Source organism: Nocardia sp. NPDC006982 (assembly GCF_042869435.1).
Taxonomy (GTDB): Bacteria; Actinomycetota; Actinomycetes; order Mycobacteriales; family Mycobacteriaceae; genus Nocardia.
In genome coordinates, this window is sequence record NZ_JBIAFV010000017.1 from 70503 (window position 1) to 94615 (window position 24113).

Annotated in this window: 18 protein-coding genes; 12 read left to right on the plus strand and 6 right to left on the minus strand. The window is 65.8% G+C overall.

Annotated elements, in window-relative coordinates; translation table 11 throughout:
* Entirely contained in the window at positions 1 to 1008 is a 1008-nt protein-coding gene (gene rfbB, locus ACFYOW_RS40405) for a dTDP-glucose 4,6-dehydratase (RefSeq protein WP_387295788.1), read from the minus strand.
* A gap of 306 nt (positions 1009 to 1314) precedes the next feature.
* Between rfbB and ACFYOW_RS40410 the strand changes: the two genes are divergently transcribed.
* Positions 1315 to 2031, plus strand: coding sequence for a hypothetical protein (locus ACFYOW_RS40410; protein ID WP_387295790.1), 717 nt, complete (start codon positions 1315 to 1317; stop codon positions 2029 to 2031).
* Positions 2032 to 2379: 348 nt separating this feature from the next.
* Here the strand turns inward: ACFYOW_RS40410 and ACFYOW_RS40415 are convergent, their stop codons facing one another.
* Positions 2380 to 3387 (minus strand): alpha/beta hydrolase, encoded by a 1008-nt coding sequence (locus tag ACFYOW_RS40415; protein WP_387295792.1) that lies wholly within the window; start codon positions 3385 to 3387, stop codon positions 2380 to 2382.
* A 220-nt stretch (positions 3388 to 3607) separates the two neighbouring features.
* Between ACFYOW_RS40415 and rfbA the strand changes: the two genes are divergently transcribed.
* Both rfbA and ACFYOW_RS40425 read left to right on the plus strand, forming a co-directional pair.
* Positions 3608 to 4480: a glucose-1-phosphate thymidylyltransferase RfbA gene (rfbA, locus tag ACFYOW_RS40420; RefSeq protein WP_387295794.1), complete on the plus strand. Its 873-nt coding sequence runs from the start codon at positions 3608 to 3610 to the stop codon at positions 4478 to 4480.
* 3 nt (positions 4481 to 4483) lie between these two features.
* Complete coding sequence (locus ACFYOW_RS40425) at positions 4484 to 5032, plus strand: dTDP-4-dehydrorhamnose 3,5-epimerase family protein (RefSeq protein WP_387295796.1); 549 nt, start codon at positions 4484 to 4486, stop codon at positions 5030 to 5032.
* A 69-nt stretch (positions 5033 to 5101) separates the two neighbouring features.
* Here ACFYOW_RS40425 and ACFYOW_RS40430 read toward each other — a convergent pair whose 3' ends face one another.
* The gene (locus ACFYOW_RS40430) at positions 5102 to 6559 is read right to left on the minus strand and encodes an MFS transporter (RefSeq protein ID WP_387295798.1); all 1458 of its coding nucleotides are present in this window, start codon (positions 6557 to 6559) and stop codon (positions 5102 to 5104) included.
* 85 nt (positions 6560 to 6644) lie between these two features.
* Here ACFYOW_RS40430 and ACFYOW_RS40435 point away from each other — a divergent pair, with 85 nt between their 5' ends.
* Positions 6645 to 7067 carry a MarR family winged helix-turn-helix transcriptional regulator gene (locus tag ACFYOW_RS40435; protein ID WP_387295800.1) on the plus strand — a complete coding sequence of 141 codons (423 nt, stop codon included), beginning with the start codon at positions 6645 to 6647 and terminating at the stop codon, positions 7065 to 7067.
* Positions 7068 to 7221: 154 nt separating this feature from the next.
* Here ACFYOW_RS40435 and ACFYOW_RS40440 read toward each other — a convergent pair whose 3' ends face one another.
* On the minus strand, positions 7222 to 8097 hold the full coding sequence (locus ACFYOW_RS40440) for a helix-turn-helix domain-containing protein (RefSeq protein ID WP_387295802.1): 876 nt from the start codon (positions 8095 to 8097) through the stop codon (positions 7222 to 7224).
* 139 nt (positions 8098 to 8236) lie between these two features.
* A complete protein-coding gene (locus ACFYOW_RS40445; protein WP_387295804.1) occupies positions 8237 to 8791 on the minus strand; it encodes a DUF4282 domain-containing protein in 555 nt (184 codons plus the stop codon).
* Positions 8792 to 9080: 289 nt separating this feature from the next.
* Between ACFYOW_RS40445 and ACFYOW_RS40450 the strand changes: the two genes are divergently transcribed.
* The 3 genes from ACFYOW_RS40450 (at position 9081) to ACFYOW_RS40460 (ending at position 12801) form a co-directional block, all read left to right on the plus strand.
* A complete protein-coding gene (locus tag ACFYOW_RS40450) occupies positions 9081 to 9560 on the plus strand; it encodes a hypothetical protein (protein ID WP_387295806.1) in 480 nt (159 codons plus the stop codon).
* Between the two features lie 158 nt (positions 9561 to 9718).
* On the plus strand, positions 9719 to 11968 hold the full coding sequence (locus ACFYOW_RS40455; RefSeq protein WP_387295808.1) for a molybdopterin-dependent oxidoreductase: 2250 nt from the start codon (positions 9719 to 9721) through the stop codon (positions 11966 to 11968).
* Between the two features lie 215 nt (positions 11969 to 12183).
* The gene (locus ACFYOW_RS40460) at positions 12184 to 12801 is read left to right on the plus strand and encodes a pyridoxamine 5'-phosphate oxidase family protein (RefSeq protein WP_387295810.1); all 618 of its coding nucleotides are present in this window, start codon (positions 12184 to 12186) and stop codon (positions 12799 to 12801) included.
* Positions 12802 to 13024: 223 nt separating this feature from the next.
* On the opposite strand, the gene ACFYOW_RS40465 is transcribed toward ACFYOW_RS40460, so the two are convergent.
* Positions 13025 to 13465 carry a GtrA family protein gene (locus ACFYOW_RS40465; RefSeq protein WP_387295938.1) on the minus strand — a complete coding sequence of 147 codons (441 nt, stop codon included), beginning with the start codon at positions 13463 to 13465 and terminating at the stop codon, positions 13025 to 13027.
* 242 nt (positions 13466 to 13707) lie between these two features.
* On the opposite strand from ACFYOW_RS40465, the gene ACFYOW_RS40470 reads away from it, so the two are divergent.
* The 5 genes from ACFYOW_RS40470 to ACFYOW_RS40490 all read left to right on the plus strand — a co-directional run bounded on the left by ACFYOW_RS40470 (position 13708) and on the right by ACFYOW_RS40490 (position 23996).
* The gene (locus ACFYOW_RS40470) at positions 13708 to 15162 is read left to right on the plus strand and encodes an FAD-binding oxidoreductase (RefSeq protein WP_063039823.1); all 1455 of its coding nucleotides are present in this window, start codon (positions 13708 to 13710) and stop codon (positions 15160 to 15162) included.
* Entirely contained in the window at positions 15159 to 15920 is a 762-nt protein-coding gene (locus ACFYOW_RS40475) for a decaprenylphospho-beta-D-erythro-pentofuranosid-2-ulose 2-reductase (protein ID WP_327094567.1), read from the plus strand. Before ACFYOW_RS40470 ends, ACFYOW_RS40475 begins: the two co-directional genes overlap by 4 nt.
* Positions 15921 to 16266: 346 nt before the next feature.
* Entirely contained in the window at positions 16267 to 18420 is a 2154-nt protein-coding gene (locus ACFYOW_RS40480; RefSeq protein ID WP_387295940.1) for an arabinofuranosyltransferase, read from the plus strand.
* A 228-nt stretch (positions 18421 to 18648) separates the two neighbouring features.
* Positions 18649 to 20493, plus strand: a complete 1845-nt coding sequence (locus tag ACFYOW_RS40485) for a glycosyl transferase (RefSeq protein ID WP_387295812.1) — start codon at positions 18649 to 18651, stop codon at positions 20491 to 20493.
* A gap of 59 nt (positions 20494 to 20552) precedes the next feature.
* Entirely contained in the window at positions 20553 to 23996 is a 3444-nt protein-coding gene (locus tag ACFYOW_RS40490) for an arabinosyltransferase domain-containing protein (RefSeq protein WP_387295814.1), read from the plus strand.
* The last annotated feature ends 117 nt before the right edge of the window (positions 23997 to 24113 follow it).

A 24113-nucleotide genomic window follows, 5' to 3' on the forward strand; every position in this document is an offset into this window, starting at 1 on the left:
TCAGGCGTTGATGGTCGTTTCGCCCGCCTCGGCGTAGGCGCGCTCGGTCGTGGCTTTGGCTGGGCGCCACCAGGATTCGTTGTCGCGGTACCACCGGATGGTCGCGGCGAGCCCGGCAGCGAAGTCGGGATAGCGTGGCGTCCAACCGAGTTCGGTGCGCAGCAGCGTCGCATCGATGGCGTAGCGCTGATCGTGACCCGCCCGGTCGGTGACGTGATCGAAATCGTCCGGATCGCGGTCGAATGCCCGCAGGATCATCCGCACCACGGACTTGTTGTCGAGTTCACCGTCCGCGCCGATCAGATACGTCTGCCCGATTCGCCCGCGCTCCAGGATGTCCCACACCGCGCGGTTGTGATCGTCGACGTGGATCCAGTCGCGCACCTGATGGCCTGCACCGTATAACCGTGGCCGCACGCCGTCGATGAGGTTGGTGATCTGGCGCGGGATGAACTTCTCCACGTGCTGATACGGCCCGTAGTTGTTGCTGCAGTTGGAGATCGTCGCGCGGACGCCGAACGAGCGGGTCCAGGCGCGCACCAGCAGATCGCTCGAGGCCTTGGTGGCCGAGTAGGGGCTGGACGGGTTGTAGGGGGTGTCCTCGTCGAATGCGGGACCGTCCGGTGTGAGGTCGCCGTAGACCTCGTCGGTGGAGACATGGTGGTAGCGCACGTCGTGGCGGCGTACCGCTTGCAGCAGCGAGTAGGTACCGACGATATTGGTCTGCACGAACGGCCAGGGTTCGGCGAGGGAGTTGTCATTGTGCGATTCGGCGGCGAAGTGGACCACGGCGTCGACACCGCTGACGAGCTCGTCGACCAGATCCAGATCGGCGATGTCACCGTGCACGAAGTCGATCCGGTCGGCCACCGGCCCGAGCGAGGCCCGATTTCCCGCGTAGGTCAAAGCGTCAAGAACGGTTACGGTGGCGTCGGGACGATCTGCCACGGTCTGTTGGACGAAATTCGCACCGATGAACCCGGCCCCGCCGGTTACGAGCAGTCGCACCCCATGACCTTACGTCGCCCGCGCGGGCCGCTGGCGCCGGATCCGTTCGGCCGTATCCACCCGCGCGACCAGGGTTTCAATCTGTGACGTTAGTCACTCTGGTTGAGCGTAAAGAAAGACGCGTGGTTCAGTTCTTTGTGAAAAGGCATGGTCAACGCGCACATTTCAAAGAACCCACCAAGCCTAGAGTCGCGATGGTGAACAAAATTTGAATTAACGGTCACAACGGGTTCACCACTCGTTAGCTGGTCTAGATTTCGATCGTCTAGTCCCCTCCGAACGCTTCACATCGAGGTCCAAAACAAAATGCTGATGAGGAAATTCGCCGCGACTTCGGCTCTGCTGATCGCCGCCATGGGCGTCACCGCGGGCACTGTCAACGCGGCACCGGCGGAATCCGCCGACGCCCCGATCAACTTCACCGCGAACGCCACCGACACCCAGTCGATCATCTCGATCGACTCCGGCTCGCTGGTCGTCGAGGACAACGCCCTCAAGATCAAGGCCGCCAACGGCACCACCGTCGCGGGCACCCCGCTGACCTTCCGCGTCGACGACTTCGAGTTCCCGATCGCCGCGGACATCGCCGACCACACCGCCACCCTCACCCCGCAGCTCGACATGGCGAAGGCCACCTACAAGCCGGTCGCGCTGCCCTACGAGGACCAGGCCCCGTTCAAGACCCAGTACGACCGTGAGCTGGCCGCCTTCAACCGCATGAAGGACACCATCGCCATGGGCGCCACCATCGGCACCCTGGTCGGCGGCCTCGGCGGCGGCGCCCTCGGCTGCGTTCTCGGCGGTATCGCCGGTGCCACGGTCGCCTCGGCCACCATCGTCGGCCTGTTCGGCCCGTTCATCCCGGCCGCGGCCGTCGGCTGCGTCGCCGGCATCCTCGCCGTCGGTGCGCTGGGCACCCTGCTCGGTCAGATCTTCATCACGGCTCCGGTCGCGATCGGTGCGGCGATCCAGTACTTCGCCACCACCAGCGCGCCGTTCAACGCGCCCGCGCCGGCGAAGTAAGTCGCGCAACGGCTCCACACAACTGAAAACGAGCCCAGGAAACCCCGCCCACGCATCGCTCGGGCGGGGTTTCCGCTGCTGATAGCCGCTCGACCGAAATGGGGGGCGGCATTGCACGCTTGATAGGGCTGTGATATACCCGAAGCCGGGATAATTTCAAACATCCGGCAAGTGAACAAAAGGTGAATCACACTGTCCTGAATAGCTTCTCTGTGCCTGCCTCAGGGAATTCTCCGGATAACCGAGGAGAATTCGAAGCTCGGTTCCCAACCAAAGAGCCCCGCCCCGGACCGCCGCCGAAAGGCGAGGTCCGGATGCGGGGTTCGCGACTCGTCCGGCCGATCCAGGTCAAGCCGTCCGAGCCTGTTGGGGCTGCTCGAGGCGGGCACGCACGAACCGGGAGACCCGGGCCAATGCCATCCTGCTCTCGGGCAGATTCGGGGCTATCGCCATGAAGGCGTGCACCTGACCGCGCCAGATCTCCAGCGCGTTCGGAACACCGGCCGCGGTCAGCCTGCGGGCCATGAGCTCGCAGTCATACCGCAGCATCTCGTCTTCGGCGGTGATCAACAGCACCGGCGGCAGACTTGCCAAGGCGCCGTTGACCGGCGAGGCCAGCGGATCCAGCACCCCGTCCACCTCGGCGCCGAGCCGCACTACCGCCTCCAGCGCGGACAGCGGCAGATAGGGGTCGCGCGCGACATTCATATAGTCGCGCTTGGCGGCGTAGTCCAGATCGAGCAGCGGGCTCAGCCCGATCAGCCCACCGGGTGACGGCAGCCCGGACTCGATCGCGCGCAGTGCGGTGGCGAAGGCGAGGAAGCCGCCCGCCGAATCGCCCGCGAACATGATCCTGGCCGGGTCCGCGCCGTGCCGCAGCAGCCAGCGGTAGGCGGTCACGCAGTCCTCGATCGCAGCGGAGACACTGTTCCCGGGCAGCTGGCGATAGTCGACATTGACGACCGGCAGTCCGGTGCGCCGGGCCAGGCTGGCCGCGATCGGGCGATGGGTGCCGAGCCCGCAGACGGCGAAGCCACCACCGTGCATATACAGCACCGCGCCGTGCCGCAGGGCGCGCGAGCCGCCCGAGGGACGCAGGATTTCCATCCGAAAACCGTTCAGCGTCACCTGTTCTCGGTCGACTCCGCGCGGCTGTGGCCGCAGTCGCGCCAGACCGTCGATCGCGAGAGCACCGATCGGGATGGTCGAGCGGCTGACCGGAAACATCCGCAGCACCGGCCGCACGGCACCGAGGCAGGTCGCCAGCAGCAATCGGGCCGATGCGCTCGGACCGTCCGGGTTCATCAACAGACCCGGATCACCCGCGTCGAATTCACTCCCGCTGATCGCTACCATCGCGCACCTACCTCACACTGGCGCGCCGAACCCGACCAAACGGTTCTCAGGCAAGAGTCGACGCTGACATCTCACACGCTGATGTTTCACAACACCATAGCGTGATCTACGTTAGATATATCGCCCGCCGCGCCGGATCACCAAACGTTCGTGATCAATTCGTAGGCGAGTCGGAACCTCGCCGAAGCCGAGCTGGATGCGCCTGGCAGACTCGATGACCATGCGCGGAATCATCTTGGCCGGTGGCACCGGATCCCGGTTGCACCCGATCACGCGCGGGGTGAGCAAACAGCTGGTCCCGGTCTACGACAAGCCGATGGTCTACTACCCGCTGTCCACGCTCATGCTGGCGGGCATCAGGGACATCCTGGTGATCACCACCCCGGAGGACGCCGACGCGTTCGCCCGCCTACTCGGCGACGGCTCGCAGTTCGGCATCTCGATCAGCTATGTGGTGCAACCGGAACCGGACGGACTCGCCAAGGCATTCGTCCTCGGCGCCGACCACATCGGCGGCGAGAGCGCCGCATTAGTGCTCGGCGACAATATCTTCCACGGACCAGGCCTTGGCACCAGCCTCGAACGCTTCGCCGCGATCGACGGCGGCGCGGTCTTCGCGTACTGGGTCTCGGATCCGACCGCCTACGGCGTCGTCGAATTCACCGAGGGCCGAGCGGTTTCGATCGAGGAGAAGCCCAAGGTGCCGCGGTCCAACTACGCCATCCCCGGGCTGTATTTCTACGACAACGATGTCGTGGAGATCGCGCGCGGGCTGCGGCCATCGGCGCGCGGCGAATACGAGATCACCGATATCAATCGCGCCTATCTGGAACAGGATCGGCTGCGCGTCGATGTCCTCGCCCGCGGCACCGCCTGGTTGGACACCGGTACCTTCGACTCGCTGCTCGACGCCGCCAACTACGTGCGCACCATCGAACAGCGGCAGGGCCTGAAAATCGCCGTGCCGGAAGAGGTCGCGTGGCGGCAGGGCTTCATCGACGACGAACAGCTGTGCGCGCTGGCCGAACCGCTGGTTCGCTCCGGCTACGGGACGTATCTGCTCGATCTGCTCGAGCGCGGACGGGATTGGTGAACGATGGAGTTCCGTGAACTCGCCGTGCCGGGGGCATGGGTGATCACCCCGCGCCAATTCGGCGACGAGCGCGGCATGTTCTGCGAATCGTTCAAGGCCTCGGAATTCGAGAAGGTGACCGGTCGGCCGTTCGATCTGCGCCAGGTCAACTGCTCGGTCTCGGCGGCCGGGGTGCTGCGCGGCATCCACTACACCGAGGATCCGCCGGGTCAGGCCAAATATGTGACCTGCGTGCGCGGCGCGTTCCTCGATGTCGTCGTCGATCTGCGGCCCGGGTCGCCCACCTACGGACGCTGGGACAGCGTGGTGCTCGACGATGTCGATCGGCGCTCGATGTTCCTGTCCGAGGGTCTCGGCCATGCGATCCTGTCGCTGACGGATCACTCCACCGTCACCTATCTCTGTTCGATCGAGTACACGCCGGAATTCGACAGGGATATGGATGCCTTCGATCCGCGGCTGGGCATCGAATGGCCGAAGGTCGGTCTGGACGGTCGCCCGCTGACGTATATCCGATCCCCGAAAGATGCTGCCGCTCCGCCCTTCTCATGAAACACCGAACGTCACCGCCCCCGATGAGGAGGGAGCGGTGACGTTCGACTTACCGTCGGCGGAGGGGATTCAGCCGACGAGCTCCAATTCCGGCTCCTGCGCCCGCGCCTTGGCACGCTTGGGCAGGTAGGCCGTCAGGGCGATGAGCGCGCCGACGATGGCGACACCGGCGGCGAACTGTAGTCCGGGCCGGAAGTTGTCGAGCATCGCGGACGGAGTGCTCGCGCCGTGGTCACCCGAAGAGATGATCGCGGTATTCACCGCGAGCACGATGGCCGCGCCGACCTGCATGGAGGTCTGCAGCACACCGGCCGCTAGGCCCTGCTCATCGTCATCGATGCCGTTGGTCGCCTGGATGTTGATGGCGGGGAAGCCGACCCAGCCGATGCCGATCAGCAGCACCGCGGGCAGGATCATCGTCAGATACGACGGGCTGGTGTCCAGCCGCAGGAACAGCAGGTAGCCGATGGCCATCACGACCATGGTGATCGCGATGATCGGCCCGGTGCCGAACCGGTCGACGAGCTTATCGGAGAAGAATGCCGACGCGACGACCAGCAGACCGACCGGCAGCAGCGCCATGGCCAGCTTCAGCGGCGACCAGCCCAGTGAATCCTGCATGTACAGGGTCACGATGAACTGCCAGCTGAAATACGATCCCGCCACCGCGATGATCGCGAGGCTGGCCCGGACCAGCGTCACCTTGCGCAGGATGCCGAGGCGCACCAGCGGGTACTTCACCTTCTTCTCCACCGCGACGAATCCGGCGAACAGCACCGCGGCACCGACGAACGAACCGATGGTGCGCGCCGAACCCCAGCCCACCTCGGGCGCGGAGACGACGGTGTAGACCAGCAGCAGCATGCCCGCGGTGGACAGCAGCGCACCGAGGATGTCGTGCCCGCCCTCCTCGGCGGCCTCGTCCTTGGGGACCAGTACCCAGGCCGCGGCCAGTGCGGCGAGCGCGATCGGAACCGGAAGCAGGAAGGTCCAGCGCCAGCCGATGCCGGTCATCAGACCGCCGAACAGCAGACCCATGGAGTAACCGCCCGCACCGAACACGGTGTAAATGGACAGCGCCTTATTGCGGGCCGGGCCCTCGGCGAAGTTGGTGGTGATGATGGACAGGCCGGTCGGGGCGGTGAACGCCGCGGCCAGGCCCTTGACGAAGCGGGTCAGGATCAGCAGCGGGCCGGAGGTGACCAGACCGCCCGCCAGCGATGCCAGCGCGAAGACGGCGAGCGCGATCAGGAAGACCTTGCGCCGCCCGAGCAGATCGGCGGTGCGACCGCCGAGCAGCAGCAGGCCGCCGTAACCCAGCACATAGCCGCTGACCAGCCACTGCAGGGTGGACGTCGACAGATCCAGTTCGGCGCCGATGGACGGCAGCGCCACACCGATCATCGAGACGTCGAGACCATCGAGGAACAACACAATGCAGAGGGTGATCAGCATGCCCCAGAGACGGGTGGACCATCTGATCGGATCGGTCGCCGTCGCGGCCGAAACGGTTGCTGCAGAAGTCATGGCCGGAACGTTACATGCGTAGACATTAAATGCCAACACATTTAATGCGCTTGCATCGGACTGCGCGGAGCACTAGGATAGGGCCATGTCGAAGCCGTCGACAACACAATTAGCGGGGCGCGATGCGGCGCCCACCGGGTTGGTCGCCGAGTGGCGTGAGCTGCTCGACCGGCACGCCGCCGTGAGCTGTGCCCTCGAGAAGGAACTGCAGGGCAAGCACGATATCGGCCTCAGCGAATTCGAGACGCTGGACCGACTGGTCGACGCGGCCTGCGGCGACTATCGGATGAGCGATCTGGCCAGCGACATCTACCTGAGCCAGAGCGCCCTCTCGCGCGCGGTGGCCCGGCTGGAGCGCGACGGACTGGTTTCGCGCAGTATGTGCGCCGAGGATCGGCGCGCGATCTTCGTCTGCCTGACCGAGAAGGGGCGCGAGGTTTACGAGTCGGCGCTGCCGACTCACCGCGAGGTGCTCGAACGCACCTGGGGCAGTCGCCAGAAGTGCTGAGCCGCTAGTGCCGCGTCCGAATTGCTGATGCGCTATCTGCCTCCGGCAGCTCGCCGAGCGTAGTGATATGGCGGTCGGTTTCACCGTGCGCGACCACCATTCGACTACGTTCGACGGAACCCAGCGATACGGCGGAAGCTAGCTGGACGCCGCGCTAGATGCTCTCGCGCGCTTCCTCGATACCGCTGCGCGCATCGACCGCCGCTCCCTTGATGTTCGCGAAAGCCGTTCGGTAGCGCTCGATTTCGTGATCCTTGTCCAGGTACACCGGACCGGTGAACGCCTCGACATAGACCACCGGCGGCTCCCGCAGCTCCACCTGCGCGGTATCGGCGAATTCGAGCAGGACGAACGGGCCCGAATCCATGCCGTCGTGATAGCCGGAATCCGAGGGCACCAACTGGATTCGCACATTCGGCAGGTCGCACATGCGCCGCAAGTGCGCGAGCTGTTCGACGGTCACCTCGGCACCACCGACCCGCCGCCACAGCACCGACTCACTGATCACCGCATCCAGATGCAGCGGCGAATCCTTGCGCGTGAGCAACGCCTGCCGGGCCGTGCGCAGCTGCACCCGACGTTCGATCTCGGACTCCGACGCGTCCGAACGCGCGGACTTCAGCAACGCGCGGGTGTATGCCTCGGTCTGCAGCAGTCCGGGAATCAGCTCGTTCTCATAGGTGGCCAGGGCTCGCGCGGCCTCCTCGAGACCGATGTACACCTCGAAACCCTCGGCGATCACATCGCTATAGCCGGTCCACCAGCCCCTGGCCTTGGTCTCCTTGGCCAGTGCGGTCAGCGGTTCGACGAGATCGGTTGGCGCACCGTAGATCTTGCACATGGCCTCGACGTCCAGGCTGCGCAATGAGGTCTGCCCGGTTTCGATCCGCCAGATCTTGGCCTCAGACCATTCGAGCTGCTGCGCCGCCATCCGAGTGGTCATCCTGGCCCGATTGCGCAGATCACGCAGATGTCGGCCGAGCTGCCTGCGCGGCATGGTCGATCCGGTTGTGCCCTGCGGTAAAGCCATGCTTCCCCCTCGCGATATACGAACAGCATTGTTTCACAGTAAATCCGACACAGGTCACGATCGGTGTCGCACGCAGGCCAAGGGCGCAACAGCGACGAACAGGTTCCCGAAGGCGATGATCCGGCAATTCAGCCCGGTCCTACTTGCGTGCGCCGCGCTTGCGGAAGCGCCAGAACTGCACGGCGCGAACGTCTTCGGAGAGCTGGTTGACCGGCTCGGCGACATCGGAAAGCGCCTGGAACAGATCGTCGGCGAGATCGGCGATGTGCTCGACCTTGCTGGCCAGCTTGGACGCGTTCTCCAGGAATTCGAGCAGCAGGCGTACAACGGCCGCGATGGTCAGGCCGAGCGGTATCGCGATCAAGGCGGCCAGCACGCCGAGCACCGCGGAGACCTGCCACATCAGCACCGTCAGTGCGATCGGGATGCCGATCGCGAAGGCCAGGCCGAGCATGTAGGCCAGCGGCAGCAACGTCCTGGTCGCGGGACGGTGGAACTGCACGTCGAGCAGGCCGCGGGCGGCATCGGCGGTCCAGGCCCTCGGACTTTCGAAGGGTTCGGCGGGTTCGGGCTCCGCGGTGCGCGAGAACCGCTTGGAAGCGGTGTCTTTCCAAGTGATCCAGCGTGATTCGGTTTCGAACTCCGCCGAATCCGCCGCCCCGTCACGATCGGATTCATCTCGCCCGCCGATCACCCGACCACCACCCCCCATCGAATCGCTACGCGATGCTCACCCATATGGCGATCCTTCCCCCAATCCGACGCCGGGCCAATAGGAGTGGATTCACACCGATGGCTACAGCCGCGGGGGTCGGCGGCACGGCCCATAAAAAGAGGCGTCTCGGTGATAGCCGATCACTACCGGGTGAGACGAACCCGACAGTCACCAAGATCTTTTGTACAACCCGTAACGCCCACCCCACCCCGCCCCGATACCACCCACGTATGCAGGACCCAGATCTATCGGGGAATGGAGAAAGACAGTGCGCACCACGTTTCCGACTTCCGCATCGGCGGCAGAGATGACTGCCGCGGCGCAGGACTACATCCAGCGCGGGTGGACGATCGCTGAAACGACCAACGGAATCTGCCTGATCACGGATGAGGATCTGTCGGGTATCGAGATCAGCGGTGAGCTGGCCGGTGAGGTTCGCCGGTTCCTGCGCGCGAACAACCTGACCGGTCCGGTTATCGAGATTCCCGGCGCCGAGCGTCGCGAGATCCACTTGGTCACCGGCCTGCGCAAGGCCGCGATGGCGCTGGAGGCACTGCGCGAGGCGGGCGCCACCGTCTACACCGACGGCGACGGCATCCCGCTGCCCCCCACCCAGCTCACCACCGGCGAGGCTTGCTGGGGCGTGGCTCCTGGCGAGGCCCGCTGGATCCCGCCGGTAGTCGCGATCGGCGCGGCGGTTCGCTCGGCGCTCTCGCGTCGCACGACCGTCAGCACCGTCGCCTGCTGACGAGACGTATCTATCCGGGCGGGGTCCGCACTGCCCTGACCGACTGAAGACCGGTATCCGTAGGAGCGGATACCGGTCTTTCGTGTTCCGACGGGGGAGCTACCGGTCATTCTTGTTTCCTTGTGCGCGGAGATCCATCGCGCGCGATGATGGGGGTTATGGCCCAGCTCACTGATGACTCCCGGACGCTTTTGCGGACCTGCCCGCTGTGCGAGGCGGTCTGCGGACTCGAGATCACACTCGACTCGAACGACCATGTGACCTCGGTTCGCGGGGATCGACAGGATCCGTTCAGCAAGGGGTTCATCTGCCCCAAGGGGGCCAGCTTCGGTCATCTCGACGAAGATCCGGACCGGCTGACCGAACCGATGATCCGGGACCGGGCCACCGATACCTGGCGCACCGCATCCTGGACCGAGGCATTCGAGCTCATCGCCGCACGTTTCCCGGCGATCGTGGCCGAGCACGGAAATCAGTCGGCGGCGCTGTATCTCGGCAATCCGAACGCGCATACCGTGGCGGGGGCGCTGTATGTGCCGGTGCTGATCCGGGCGCTCGGCACCAAGAATCTGTTTTCGGCGAGTACCGCCGATCAAATGCCCAAGCAGGTGGCGAGCGGATTGATGTTCGGTGATCCGCTCACCGTGCCGGTGCCGGATCTGGATCGCACCGACTATCTGCTGATGCTGGGCGCGAATCCGCTGGAATCGAACGGATCGCTGTGCACCGCACCGGATTTCCCGGGCCGGTTGAAGGCATTGCGCAAGCGCGGCGGGAAATTCGTCGTGGTCGATCCGCGGGAAACGCGGACCGCGAAGCTGGCCGATGAGCATCTGTTCATCCGGCCGGGTAGCGATGCTTATCTGTTGTTCGGGATCGTGCACACATTGTTCGAACAAGGTCTGACCGACGTCCGCGTGGATGTCGCGGGACTGGACGAAGTGCGCGCGGCCGCCGCGGATTTCACGCCCGAGGTGGTTTCGGAACGGACCGGAATTCCCGCCGAGACGGTTATCCGGATCGCGCAGGAGTTGGCGGCCGCGCCGACCGCGGCGGTATATGCGCGAATCGGCACCTGCACAGCCGAATTCGGCACGCTGACACAGTGGTTGGTCGAGGTGATCAACGTGCTGACCGGCAACCTCGACTCACCCGGCGGCGCCATGTTTGCCAATGCGGCGGCAGGCGGTATCCCGCGCACCAAACCGTTCCGCACCGGGCGCTGGGCCAGCCGGGTACGCGGGCTGCCCGAGGCAATGGGAGAACTGCCGGTGGCGACCCTGGCCGACGAGATCATGACGCCGGGCGCGGGACAGGTGCGCGCGCTGGTGACCGTCGCGGGTAATCCGGTGCTGTCCGCGCCGAGCGGGATCCGGTTGGATACTGCGTTCGCGCAATTGGACTTCATGGTCAGCGTGGACCGGTACCTGAACGAGACCACCCGGCATGCGGATGTGATCCTGCCGCCGCCGCGCTCGACGCAGTCGCCGCATTACGACTTCGCGTTGCTGCAGTTCGCGGTTCGCAATTACGCGCGGTACTCGCGGCCGCTGGTCCCGCTCGGCGATCGGCCTTCGGAATCGGAGATCCTGGCCAGGCTCGGGGCCGCACTCACCGGGCAGCCCGCCGGACCGGAGGCGCTGAACGGCGTCGACGAACTGATCATCGCGGGCATGCTGCACAAGGCGGGCATACCGGAGCGGCGGCCCGAACTCATCGGTTCCAACAGCACCGAGCAGCGCATAGACCTGATGCTGCGGCTCGGACCCCATGGCGAGTGGAATGCCGGCGCGAGCGACGGGCCCGGAGGCGGTAGCCTGCGTGACCACGAAGGGCCCCGGGAGCGCCGAGATCAATACAGCACGCTGAATCTGCAGGTGCTGCTGGACAATCCGCACGGTGTCGATCTCGGACCTTTGCAGCCGCGCCTGCCCGGCGTGCTGCGGACGGCGTCCAAGCAGGTGGAGTTGGCGCCGCAGCCGCTGCTCGACGATGTCGCGCGGATGCGGGCCCGGCTCGCCGATGCCGCGCCGGACGTGGTGTTGATCGGGCGGCGTCAACTGCGATCCAACAACAGCTGGATGCACAATATCCCGACGCTGGTCAGCGGGTCGAATACCTGCACGCTGCACATCAATCCGGCGGATGTGGCGCGGTTGGGGCTCGGCGATACCGCCGTGGTGAAGTCCGCCGCGGGGACGCTGACGGTGCCGCTGGAGCCGACCGAGGCAATCATGCCCGGGGTGGTCAGCTTGCCGCACGGCTGGGGACACACCGACAGCACGCAGACGGTGGCCCGGGCGCATGCCGGGGTGAATGCCAATGTGCTGACCGATGATTCGGTGGTGGATGTGCCGTCCGGAAATGCGGTCTTCAATGGCGTTCCGGTGACTTTGACCCCTGCCTGAGTTGCGCTCGATCCGGCCGGCCGGCCAGTAAAAGTTCCGGCCGGTCGGATTGTAGCTATTTCCTGGAAACCCTTGCGCTAACTAAAGATTCAGTGCATTCTCAACATGGATTTTGCTGTGTTGCCAGACTAAAATGGACAGGATTTCGGTTTAGTCGCGGGCTCAGCGTCGAACCCGTTGCGGTGTGCCGGATTCCAGCTACCAGAGGGGGCGCGATGCCCGGTACACGTTGTGGCAGTGACGGTGAGCGCGAACTACAGGACAGGTACGGTACGCAGGACCGCGCCGAACGCTTCTATCAAGATCAAGTACTCGACCAGCTGAACCCGACGATGATCGAATTCATCGCCCGGATGGATATGGCGTTCATCGCCACCGCGGACAAACACGGCGAATGCGACGCAAGCTTCCGTGCCGGCCTGCCCGGCTTTCTGCACGTGATCGACGAACGCACTCTTGCCTATCCGGAATACCGCGGCAACGGTGTGCACGCCAGCCTCGGCAACATCCTGGAGAACCCGCACGTAGGTATCCTGCTAATCGATTTCGTCCAGGATCTGATCGGATTGCACATCAACGGTTCGGCGCGGATCGTGGACGACACCGCGCTGCGCCACAACGTCCCGGAACTACCCGAGAACGTTAAGGGGCGAGCCGCGCAGCACTGGGTGGTGGTCGATGTGGAAGAGGCCTACATCCACTGCCGCAAACACATCCCGCATCTGGTCCCCGCAGTGCGCGAGCAGCGGGAGTGGGGCACCGACAACGTCCGCGCCAAAGGCGGCGATTACTTCGGGGCGAAGGCGCAGGCCGACGCCCTTATTCCACGCTGACCGCATGCTCGACCCAGACGGAGCGAGTCTTACGAGCGACGTTCGCGGCCCGTCTCGCGTCCGCGTGAAGGCGCGGCCATAGAACACAGTCGAGTCGTCGAAGCGCATGCGACGTAGTCGCGAGTCTCGACGGCGCCGCTAGCGACTGCTTGCAGGTCGCTCGCAAGGGTCGGACGCGAGACACCAGGGGGCCGCGAACACGCAGCGCCGCAGGCGCGGCAAATCAGACACCGAGTTTGAAGATGACCAGGCGCTGGACGACGAAGTTGATGACCGTCGCGGTGCCCTGGGCGATGACGAAGGCCAGCGGCTGGCGCCACCAGTCGCCCGGCAGGGTGGCGTAGAGCACCTGGTTGATGCCGACCTGGACGGCGAAGGTGACGGCGTAGAGGATCACCACCGCGATGAAGCGGGCGCGGCTCGGGGGTGCCTGGAAGGTCCAGCGGCGATTGATCAGGTAGGCGGTGGTGGTGCCCGCGATGAAGCTGATCGATTTGGCGACGCTGACCGGAAGGCCGATCAGGTTCAGCAGGAAGCTGTAGATGCCGTAGTCGACGATGGCCGAGAGGCCACCGGTGAGGGTGAAGCGGATGATCTGGGTCTTGAGGTCGACATCGATGCTGGGTTCGATTCGGCGCTCCCGGGTCCCTTCGTGGTCACGCAGGCTACCGCCTTCGGGCCCGTCGGTCACGCCGGCCGGCTCGTCGACCAACGGCAGTTCGGCCGGGAGCGGCAGCTGGGGTTCTGCTTGCACGCCGACGAGCGTAACGCCGGTGACCCGCGGCACGCGGACCGAGCACCGATTGGACACTTGTCCGGCGCGACGCGACCGCTGCCGGACCTCACATACTGGGGAGTACGACGACGCCGACCGCATATCGGCTCATGCATGTAGCCTCTATGCCGATGTCCACGAAAGCTCCGACCGCCACCACAACCGGTAACTCCGGCAATGTCGCCGACGGCACCTACGCGCTGCCGACGCGGACCAAGGCATTGACCGGGTGGGGTCGCACCGCACCAACATCTTCCGAAGTGCTCTCGACGAGCGATCCCGAACTGATCGCCAAGGCCGTCGCCATGGTCGCCGAGGACAACGACTCCAAGCCTGCCCACCTGCGTCGCGGCATCATCGCGCGCGGGCTCGGCCGCTCCTATGGCGATCACGCGCAGAACGCGGGCGGCCTCGTCGTCGATATGACGGCGCTGAACAATATCCACCGGATCGACCGGGACACCCGGATCGTCGATGTGGACGGCGGCGTCAGCCTGGACCAGCTCATGAAGGCCGCGCTGCCGTTCGGGCTGTGGGTTCCGGTTCTGCCCGGCACCCGTCAGGTGACGATCGGCGGCGCCATCGCCTCCGATATCCACGGTAAGAACCATCACAGCGAGGGCAGCTTCGGCAACCACGTGCGCTCGATCGATCTGCTCACCGCCGATGGGCAGGTGCAGCACATCACGCCCAAGCGCAATGCCAAGCTGTTCTGGGCGACCGTCGGCGGCAACGGACTCACCGGCATCATCCTGCGCGCGACCATCGAGATGGCGCCCACCGAGACGGCGTACTTCCTCAACGACGGCGTGAAGACCACGACGCTCGACGAGACCATCGCCGCGCACAGCGACGGCAGCGAGGCGAACTACACCTACTCGAGCGCGTGGTTCGACGTGATCAGCCCGCTGCCGAAGCTCGGCCGGGCCACCATCACCCGCGGCCGCCTCGCCAAGGTCGACGAACTACCCAAGCGCCTGCGCAAGAAGCCGCTGAAGTTCGACGCGCCGCAGCTGATGACGGTGCCCGATATCTTCCCGAACTGGACCATGAACAAGCTCACGCTCCAGGCCATCGGTGAGGCGTACTACGCCATGGGCGGCAATTACACCGGCAAGGTACAGAATCTGACGCAGTTCTATCACCCGCTCGACATGATCGCGGAGTGGAACCGCGGCTACGGTTCCAACGGCTTCCTGCAGTACCAGTTCGTGGTGCCGACCGAGGCGGTCGAGGAGTTCAAGCGGATCATCATCGATATCCAGGGCTCCGGGCACTACTCGGCACTGAACGTTTTCAAGCTGTTCGGACCGGGTAATCCCGCACCGCTGAGCTTCCCGATGCCGGGCTGGAACATCTGCGTCGACTTCCCGATCAAGCCGGGTCTGAACGAGTTGGTGAGCGAGCTGGACCGCCGCGTCATGGAGTTCGGCGGGCGGCTGTACACCGCGAAGGATTCGCGCACCACCGCGGAGACCTTCCACCAGATGTACCCGCGGATCGACGAGTGGATCAAGATCCGCCGAAGTGTCGATCCCACAGGCGTTTTCATGTCCGATATGGCGAGAAGGCTGGAGCTCCAGTGATTAATGCCGTAGGCAACCCGCAGACCATCCTGCTGCTGGGCGGTACCTCGGAGATCGGCTTGGCGATCTGCGCCGAGTACCTGCGCAAGAGTCCGGCGCGCATCATCCTGGCCGCACTGCCCGGTGATCCGCTGCGCGAGGACGCGGTCTCCGAGCTGAAGTCGGCCGGTGCGACCCAGGTCGACGTCATCGACTTCGACGCGCTCGATACCGAGAGCCATCCCAGGGTTATCGACGCGGCCTGGGACGGCGGCGATGTGGATGTCGCCATCGTCGCGTTCGCCCTGGACGGCGATCCGGAAGAGCTGTGGCAGAACCAGCGCAAAGCCGTGCAGGTCGCCGGAATCAATTACACCGCAGCGGTTTCCGTCGGTGTGCTGGTCGGCGAGAAGATGAAGAAGCAGGGCTTCGGGCGGATCATCGCCATGTCCTCGGTGGCCGGTGAGCGGGTACGTCGCTCGAACTTCGTCTACGGCTCCACCAAGGCCGGACTCGACGGCTTCTACCTGGGACTCGGCGAGGCGCTGCGGCCGTACGGACCGCGCGTGCTGGTGATCCGGCCCGGCATGGTGCGGACCCGGTTCTCGGCGCACGTCAAAGAGGCTCCGCTCACCGTCAACAAGGAAGACATTGCGGCACTGGCGGTTTCGGCGTCGCAGCGGGGCAAGGAGCTCGTCTGGGCGCCCGGCACCTTCCGCTTCGTGATGATGATCCTGCGCCACATCCCGCGCCCGATCTTCCGCAAGCTGCCCATCTGATTTCCCCGAGCCGCACCGTGTCGGCCGCGCATTCGCTGCGCGGGACAGGTGCGGCTCGTCTATATCAGCAGCACGCGGTTCCGTGGCTGCCCGGCGAGTTCGGTGCCCAACGTGACAGCAAGTCCGGCATCAGCGCACGCCACTGTGCCATTCCGGTGGATGCCATCCGCGCGGTTCGCCGGGAGCGGTCGATGCGGCATTCGGCACCCTGCCCGTGCGAGCGGCCGGGCGGCGTGGCAAGTTCGGAGCCGACCTCGAGCCGTCGCATTGTCGAAGGAGCACTCCGTTGAGCACAGTCACGGCAGAACGCGCCGAGCACTCCGCACCGGAGCGCGGCCGTGGGGCGCTGCTGATCCGGCACATCGGCTCCGGGATCGGCGAGGCGCTGCTGGCTGCCGTAGTGGCCGCGATCGTTGCCGCCGTTGGGCTGGTGGCGTTTTCGATGGTGCAGTGGCCGGCGTTCAACTCGTCCAATGTGACCAGGTCGTTGACCACGGTCGGGCAGGTCGGCGCGGCGGCGCTGCTGGGGGCGGCGATCTGGCTGGTGCGGGCGCGGCGGTGGCCGTGGGTGGCGAAAGTGCTGTCCTGGGTCGGGATTTCGACGTTCGTCACGGTGACATTGGGGATGCCGCTTGCGGCGACCAAGCTGTACTTGTTCGGCGTCTCGGTGGACCAGGAGTTCCGCACCGAATATCTGACGCGGCTCACCGACAGCGCGGCACTGCACGATATGACCTACGCCGACCTGCCGCCGTTCTATCCGGCCGGCTGGTTCTGGATCGGCGGCCGAGTGGCGAATGTGCTCGGGATGGACGGCTGGGAGGCGTTCAAGCCGTATGCCATCGGTTCGCTCGCGGTGGCCGCGGTGATCGCACTCGTATTGTGGTCCAAGCTGATTCGCGCCGACTGGGCGATCGGAGTCTGTGCGGCGACGACCGCCGTCACAATCGCTTATGCCTCGCCGGAGGCTTACAGCGCGGTCATCGTGCTGCTGCTGCCGCCCGCGTTGATTCTTGCGTGGGGTGCGTTGTATCGCCCGCTCGAGCTGTCGGGCGCTGCTGTTCGCGATGTGGCATCGAGCGGCGCTGGTGCGTCAGGTGGCGCCGCCGCATCGAGCGGCAAAAGCACATCGAGTGGCGCGGCCGCATCAAGTGACGCCACCGCATCGGGCGACAAAAGCACATCAAGTGACACCGCCGCATCGAATGGCGTCACCGCATCTGATGGCGGAGTCACAGCGGGCAACGGTGTGAAGGATGGCAGCATCGCGACTGCCGGGGGTTGGGGAGCGGTGCTCGGCGCAGGGCTGTTCCTCGGGATGGCGGCGTCGTTCTACACGCTGTATTTCGCGGTGGCGGCCTTCGCGGTCGGGCTGATGGGACTTGTATCGGCGGGGCTTGCGATGCGGGCACAGCGGGCGGCGAACCGAGCGGGGCTCAGTACCGGCGAGGGCGGGTCGGGTTCGGTGTGGCGGGCCGCGGTGCAGCCGCTGGTTCGGCTGGTTGTCATCGCGGCGATCGCAGGTTTGGTGGCGCTGGTCGTGTGGCTGCCGTTCGTATTGAAGATGCTCGGTGGGACTATGCCGAGTTCGGGGACGGCGTTCCACTATCTGCCCGAGGGCGGGGCGCAATTGCCGTTGCCGATGGCGGAATTCTCGCTTTCCGGGGCGTTCTTCCTGCTCGGGACGGCGTGGTTGGTGTTGCGGGCGGCGTCGTCGCGGCGGGCGCAGGCGCTCGGGATCGGCGTGGTGGCCATCTATCTGTGGTGTCTGCTGTCGATGACGGCGACCGCGGCGGGTACCACCCTGCTCTCGTTCCGCTTGACGCCCGTGCTCGAAGTGCTGCTGGCAGCGGCCGGTGCATTCGGCTTCGCCGAAGGCGCGCGGGCGGCCTACCAGGCACTCGATGAGCCGGTGCGGTTCAAGTTCGCCGTAGTCGTTGTTGCCATCGTCGGTGCGCTCGCGTTCACCCAGGACATCCCGCAGGTGCTCAAGCCGGAGATCACCACCGCATACACCGACACCGACGGCAACGGCGAACGCGCCGACAAGCGCGCACCGGGTGCGGCATCGTACTACCGCGAAATCGATGCGGCACTGATCGCGCAGACCGGCCGTCCACGCTCGGATTCGGTGGTCCTCACCGCCGACACCAGCTTCCTTTCCTTCTACCCCTACTACGGCTTCCAGGCGCTCACCTCGCACTATGCGAACCCGCTGGCCGATTTCGCGGGCCGCGCCGCCACCATCGAGTCGTGGAGCAAGCTGAACTCCTCCGCCGCCCTGGCCGACGCACTCGGCAAGACCCCGTGGCGCGCACCGGATGCCTTCCTCTTCCGCAGCAGCGGCGACACCTACACCCTGCGCCTGGCCAAGGACGTCTACCCCAACGACCCCAATGTGAAGCGCTACACCGTGAGCTTCCCCAAAGAGCTCTTCGCGGACCCGCACTTCACCACGACCAATATCGGCCCCTTCACCTTGGTCGTCGTCAATCGCTGACGCCGCCCACCCGTCTCATCAGCGCGGCCGGTGCGCTCGCTCGACGCATGATTTCGCGAGGACATGGGTAACTCGTGGGGAACTGCTGACCCAGCCGGACACTGACCGGCGGCCGCCAACGGTCGCGTCGCGCCACTCGAGTCCGGCCTGAAGGCGCCGGGGAGGCGGTTCACAGGGTATTCGGTTACGGTGGATCGCTGATCTGACCACTTACGGGAGAAGTTTGTTTTGCAGGTCGAAGCACCACCAGCAGTAGGCGTCGTCACCAACGGATCGACACCGGCTGGCGGGGCCAGACCCGAGCAGCGCAGCACCGCGAAGCGGAGACGGATCCGGGTCGATCGCAGTGATCTGGTCGCCTCGGTGAGCTATCTCGCATTGGCCGTCACGGTGCTGTCCGGACAGTGGCGCAACACACATAGCGGGTACCTGATCAAAAGCGGTCAGGACCAGACCATGTGGGAGTGGTTCTTCGCGGTCACCGCACATTCGGTGGCGCATCTGGAGAACCCGCTCGGCACCAATCTGCAGAACTTCCCGGCCGGGGTGAACATGATGGCCAATACGGCCATGTTCGGGGTCGGGGTGCCGTTGACGCCGGTCACGCTGCTGTTCGGACCGACCGTCACCTTCGTGCTCGTCCTCACGCTCGGCCTCGCCTCCACCGCCTTCGCCTGGTACTGGCTGTTCTCCCGGGAATTGGTGGAGTCCCGGCTGGCCGCCGCGATCGGCGGACTGTTCTGCGGTTTCGCGCCCGCGATGATCTCCCATGCCAATGCGCACCCGAATTTCGTGCTGCTGGCGCTGCTTCCGGTCATCGCACTGCTGTTGATCCGCATCGCACGACGTGTGTCGGGTGCGGAGACGACCAAGCCACGCAGGCGAGTTCGTGATGCCGTCACGCTCGGCTTCCTGGTAGCGCTGCAGATCGCACTCGGCGAGGAACCGCTGCTGATCTTCGCACTGGCCTTCGGACTCTTCGGCCTCGTGTACTACCTGCACACACCGCGCACCGGCTGGCAAGTAGTGCGTGCGCTCGCCCCGACCATCGCATTGGCTGCGGGGATCACCTTGATGCTCACCGAAATTCCGCTGTGGTGGCAGTTCTTCGGGCCGCAGAGTTATCGCTCGATCGACCACGGGCCGATGGGCAACGATCTGAAGGCCATCGTGCAGTTCCCCGCCGAATCGCTCGGCGGGATGTTCGCGCCCGGCCAGTACGTATCCATGAACGACACCGAGCAGAACGCCTATTTCGGCTGGCCACTGCTGCTGTTGCTGCTGGTCACGGTGGCGCTGCTGTGGCGCGACCGGGTGGTCCGGGCGGCGACCGCGGTGATGGTTGTCTTCGGGGTGCTGTCACTCGGTGCGACGGCCATGTTCGGCAAGGTGTCGACCGGGATCGAATTGCCGTGGCGCTGGGCCGAATTGGTCCCGCTGCTCAACACGGTGCTGGAGACCCGGCTGACCATGGCCGCGATTCCGGCCATCGGTGCGGTGCTGGCGTTGGCAACCCAGCAGGCGGTCACCTGGTGGAAGCAGTCGCCGGTCGATTGGCGGCCGCTGGCCTGGTTCCCGGCGCTCGGCCTGGCCTTGGCTCCGCTTATCCCAACCGTCCTTCCGGTGATCGAGCGCGCACCGACTCCGGAGTTCTTCGCCGACGGGACGGTAAAGAAGTACGTGAGTGGCGGCTCGGTTGTCATGGTGCCGCCGCCGCGTCCCCCCGACGCGCAGGCATTGCGCTGGCAAGCCGACGCCGACTTCGACTTCCCGCTCGCCGGCGGCTACTTCGTCGGCCCGACCGGCGCGAACAAGAAAGGCATCTACGGACCCGACTTCCGTCCGACCACCGCCCTGCTCGTCGGCGCCCTGGACACCGGGGTGGTACCGCCCATCGACGACGACACCCGCGCACAGGCACTCGACGACCTGCGCTTCTGGGAGGCCGACGTGATGGTCCTGCCCGCCACCAAGAACTCCGAGGTGCTGCGCACGACCGTGACGCAACTGCTCGGCATCGCGCCGCGACAGGTCGACGACGTGTGGCTCTGGGACGTCCGGCCGCTGCGATAGGCAGCGGCGATGATCTCGGTGGCGAGCGTCACCAATGCGGGTGGCTAGCATGGTGCCTCGTGCGACCGGACCGAACTTCTTCAGCGTTCACCCGAAACCGCCTGATCGCCCTCGTCTCCGGGTTGCTCGGATTCGTGCTGGCACTGTTGACGCCGTTGCTTCCGGTGAAACAGGATCAGGCCGCTCTCGACTGGCCCCAGGCGGGCCGTACCAGTGTCGAGGCGCCCCTGGTTTCGTATGTGCCGCTGCGGTTGGATGCGACGCTGCCGTGTTCGGTGGTGGCCGCGGCCGGGTCGGGGACGGTGCTGTCGACCATTCCGCACGCCTCGGGCCAGGCCAGTGCCAAGGGACTGATCGTCTCGGTCACCGACGGCACGCTCGCGGTGCTGCAGCGTGATGTACCGCTGCTGTCCGCACCGGTCGCGGAGATCGCCGGGTGCGAGTCCGTCACCATCACCACCACGGCGGCCGCGACCTCGGTCGAATTCGTCGGTGCGAAGCGCCAGGACGGTACGCCCTTCCGCAACACCATCACCCGCGATATCCGCCCGCAGGTGGTCGGCGTCTTCACCGATCTGGATGCCGCAAAGCTCGATGGCGCGAAGCTGCACGCCGATATCGACTCCCGCTTCTCCTCGACGCCGTCTGCGCTGAAGCTCGGTGCCATGATCGCCGCGGCGATCTGCACGATCGTCGCGCTGATCGCATTGCACCTGCTCGACAATGCCGATGGTCGGCGCGCGCGCCGGTTCCTGCCCGCGCACTGGTGGCGGTTCACCCTGGCCGATGTGGCGGTGCTCGGGCTCCTGGTGCTGTGGCATTTCATCGGCGCGAATACCTCCGACGACGGCTACATCCTGAATATGGCCCGCGTCTCGGAGCATTCGGGATACATGGCCAACTACTACCGTTGGTTCGCGGTGCCCGAGGCGCCGTTCGGCTGGTCCTACGAGGTGCTGGCCTGGATGACCAAGGTCTCCGATGCCAGCCCGTGGATGCGGCTGCCGACGCTGGCCGCCGGCATCGTGTGCTGGATGGTGATCAGCCGAGAGGTGCTGCCGCGCTTGGGCGCGCGAGTCCGCAGGCACAAGGTGGCGCTGTGGACCGCCGGTCTGGTCTTCCTCGCGTTCTGGCTGCCCTATGACAACGGTCTGCGGCCCGAACCGCTGATCGCCGCGGGTGCGCTGCTGACCTGGTGCTCGATCGAGCGGGCCATTGCGACCGGGCGGCTGCTGCCCGCCGCGGTCGGTGTGCTGATCGCCGCGTTCTCGCTGGCGGCCGGTCCGACAGGGCTGATCTGTGTGGCGGCGCTGATCGCGGGGTCGCGGCCGGTGCTGCAGATCATTATTCGGCGGGCGCGCGATGCGGCCGGCACATTGCTGGATTCCGCGCCCAGCGCGAAGCAGGGACCTGCGGCAGCTGCCGCAGGATCGGCCGACGAACCCGACACTGTCGGAAGAGAGCCCGCCTATGCCGCGAATCCTGGTGGGGACCAGGGAAATCCGAGTGCCGAACAGTCAGGACGACAGACTCGCGTCGACGTGCATACGGATCGGAGCACCTCACGCCTGGCCACCTTCTTCCGATATGCCGCGTTGCTGGCACCGGGCCTGGCCGCAGGAACGCTCGTGCTGGTAGTCGTTTTCGCCGATCAGACGCTCGCGACGGTAATGGAAGCGACCCGGGTGCGCACCCTCGTCGGACCGAATGTGGCCTGGTTCGACGAGCGGACGCGGTGGGATTCGCTGCTGATGCTCTCGCCGGACGGATCGCTGGCGCGGCGCTTCGGCGTGCTGATCATGCTGCTGTGCCTGCTGGTCTGCGTGCTGCAGGTGCTGCGCAAGGGACGGATTCCGGGAACATCGCGCGGGCCGTCGGTGCGGATTCTCGGCATCGTCTTCGCCTCGCTGCTGCTGATGATGTTCACGCCGACCAAATGGACCCACCACTTCGGCGTTTACGCCGGGCTGGCCGGGTCGCTTGCGGCGCTGGCGGCGGTCGCGGTGGGCACCAATGGGATTCGCTCGCCACGCAACCGGGCGCTGTTCGCGGCGGCCGTGCTGTTCCTGCTGGCGATCACCTTCACCGGATCCAATGGCTGGTGGTACGTATCCAGTTACGGTGTGCCGTGGTGGGACAAGGCGCCGCTGGTCGCGGGTAAGGGCCTGTCCACACTGTTCCTCGGGCTCAGCGGGGTGGCGCTGCTCGTCGCGGTGTGGCTGCACTATCGCGAGCCGTACCGCGAGAAGACCGATGCGCCACGCCGTTTCGAGCGTTACGCCTCCGCGCCGTTGACGATCGCGGCGGCGCTGCTCGTGCTGTTCGAGGTGGCCTCGCTGGCCAAGGCGGCGGTCACGCAGTACCCGGCGTACTCGATCGCCAAGTCGAATCTCGAATCGCTGAGCGGCAATACCTGTGCGCTCGCCAACGAGGTGCTGGTGGAGACCGATACGGCGAATTCGCTGCTGCTCCCCTACGCCGGCTCCCCCGCCGACGGATTGTCCGCCGAATCGAAGGGATTCACGTCCAACGGGGTGGCCGCCGATCTCACCGCCGATGCCGAGGAAACCGTCACCGGCGGTGCGAATTCGGTGAACAAGGATTCGAAGAACAAGACCACCAAAACAACCGGTGCAGGCACCGGCGGCGGCACCACCCAGCAGGCCGGAATCAACGGCAGCACGGTGGCATTGCCGTTCGGCCTGGACCCGGCGCGGACCCCGATCATGGGCAGCTACCAGGACGGGGCCGATCAGCAGCAGGCCAAGCTCACCTCGCAGTGGTACCGGCTCGATCTGACCGACAGCATGCGCAATGACCCGGCCTACCAGGTGCTCGCCATTACCGCGGCGGGCCGGATCCGCTCGGTCGATGCCGACGGTGTGCTCACCTACGGACAGGAGCTGCACTTGGAGTACGGCGTGCGCGGGGCGGACGGCGAGGTGCAAAAGCTCGGTGCGGTCGATCCGCTCGACATCGGGCCCGCACCGTCCTGGCGCAATCTCCGTGTGCCACTGGACAAGTTGCCCGCCGGAGTGAACGCGGTCCGGTTGGTGGCGGTCGACAACGACATCACCCAGAAGCAGTGGCTGGCCGTCACCCCGCCCCGGCTGCCGCATCTGGCCACGCTGAATTCCGTTGTCGGCGAAACCGCTCCGGTCCTGCTGGACTGGCACGTCGGCCTGGCCTTCCCCTGCCAGCGCCCGTTCGACCACCACGACGGCGTCGCCGAGGTCCCCAATTGGCGCATCCTGCCCGACCGCGTCGGCTCCGACGCCTCCAATGCCTGGCAGGACGATATCGGCGGCGGCCCCCTCGGCTGGACCGGTCTACTCCTGAAATCCCAGACCATCCCGACCTACCTCGCCCACAACTGGACCCGAGACTGGGGCTCCCTGGAGCAATTCACCCCCTACGACCCAACCGCCCAACCCGCGACCATCGCCACTACCGTGCAGTCGGTCAACGGCTGGAAGAAGGCCGACCCGATCCGAGCGCGATAGCACACTGCGCGGTGGGCCTGAACACAATTCGATGGCCCAAGGTATGCCCCCGAGCCCATACCGTCGACCCAGCGGGTGCGTCCCTGCTGGATGTGGCCCGCGGCGGTGATGACGGGG